Here is a 1,619-nt window from a genome sequence, read left to right on the forward strand (position 1 = left end):
TGGCTTAGCAATCATAGGCGGATGACGCGGAAACGGCCCCTCCCGGGGCCGTTTCAGTTCCAGATCGTTGTTTTCGCCCGCTGAGCTGGGCCTATGCCGGAATCTCTCCCATAGAAACCACCGAAGAGCCAGATTTCTTCTGGGGCGGTTGACAAGGGCTGTCCTTCAGCCCTGCAATTAAGAGGATGATGAGCTGGCTGAGCTCATGAAGGGCCTTGGGAGCGAGGGGTGCCCACCAGCAATTCAGCCTCGATGGTGATGCTTTTCACACGCGATAGATTTAGGGACTCCGCGTCGATGCCGAACAGCAGCGGCGTCATCTCGGCGAACACGCGGACGTCCCTTTCGGACATCTCGAAGGTGCGCGTCACCTTGATGCGGTCGGTCATCTTGAAGTGCTTCTCAAAGCAATCGGTCACCAGCTGGTTTGAGTATTCCTTGCTGCGCAAAGATCCTTCAGCAAGGTGGCGCAGCTCCGTAAGATGATTGCTGCCTGGAACCACTTTGACCAGCACTCCTGGCGCGGAGGCGTTTCTGGTTGGGGTGAGAACGCGCTTGAATTCGTCGTAGTTCGAGGGAGCGAATACGTCCACCACGCAGTTGATGGAGCCTTTCAGCACGGGGATGTTCGTCAGGTCGCCAACCAGCCATTTGACCGCCTTTCTGGAATCGTGGCGGGCCGCCATCAGCATGGCGTCTTTTGAGAGGTCAAACGCCACCACGTCGACACAGAGGTTTTCTCGGATTGCACGTGCATAGAAGCCTTCTCCGCATCCCGCGTCGAGCACGCGGAATGGCGTCGCGTTCACAGCTGCAGGACCCTCGCTTGGGGAAAGGGCCCTTCCTACCGCGGTGAGGACGGCTTCTTTCACGTGGTCGTAATACCCTGCCTCCAGGATTGCCATGCGGCTCTCAAAGGATTCTTTGCTGTAGTGGGCTGACTGCCTGGAGGGCCCTAGAAGGTTTACGTACCCCTGCTTTGCGATATCGAAGCAGTGCCTCTTCGGACATACGAGGCTCCCTTCCTGCAGCTTCAGGGCGCTGTGGCAAAGGGGGCAAGAGAGCACGTCGGCGCTGTCAGCAAATCGCGCGTATCTGTCGAGTACCATTGCGTCTCCTTTCGTCCAAGCAATTCTAGCGGATGAGTCTTCCCCAGCAGTGCATGGCTAATCACAGCAGGCAGAACCGCACAGTGACAAATAGCTGAGCTATTTCAAGCTGGGATTTCGGTATTCTGCTGCCCTCTTTTGGGCCACTTCATTTCGCCACGCTTTTGACAGGAGCAACAGGGTCCTCGCGCGCAAAACGCATATGGGCAATGCAGCCGTCTGTCAGGGCATGCCTGCGCCCCCGAACCTGCCGAAAAGGCGCTGATCTGCCCGCCAGGGCATGCCTGCGACCCCGAACCAGCCGAAAGGGGGGTGGATCTGCCCGCCAGGGCATTGGCAGAAGAAAGAATGCCGAGATACTCAATAAGAAGATTGATAACCTTCAGCAGGTGAAAAAAGGAGGCTTCGGTAGTTTGTGTGACAAGGGGCTAGCCTAGGCAGCAACGCTCTTCGCTCCCTTCACGCCCTTCTTCCTCGCCTTCACCGGGCGACCCGGGAGCTGGGGCTGGC

At 57.8% G+C, this 1,619-nt stretch carries 1 protein-coding gene; it reads right to left on the reverse strand.

The genetic code is table 11. The features are described 5' to 3' along the window. Positions 1-203: 203 nt before the first annotated feature. Positions 204-1,109 (reverse strand): putative RNA methyltransferase, encoded by a 906-nt coding sequence (locus ACTQ1Z_RS08515; RefSeq protein WP_039688992.1) that lies wholly within the window; start codon positions 1,107-1,109, stop codon positions 204-206. Positions 1,110-1,619 lie beyond the last annotated feature (510 nt).

This window comes from Parolsenella sp. LCP21S3_E11 (assembly GCF_052118165.1).
Classification (GTDB): domain Bacteria; phylum Actinomycetota; class Coriobacteriia; order Coriobacteriales; family Atopobiaceae; genus Parolsenella.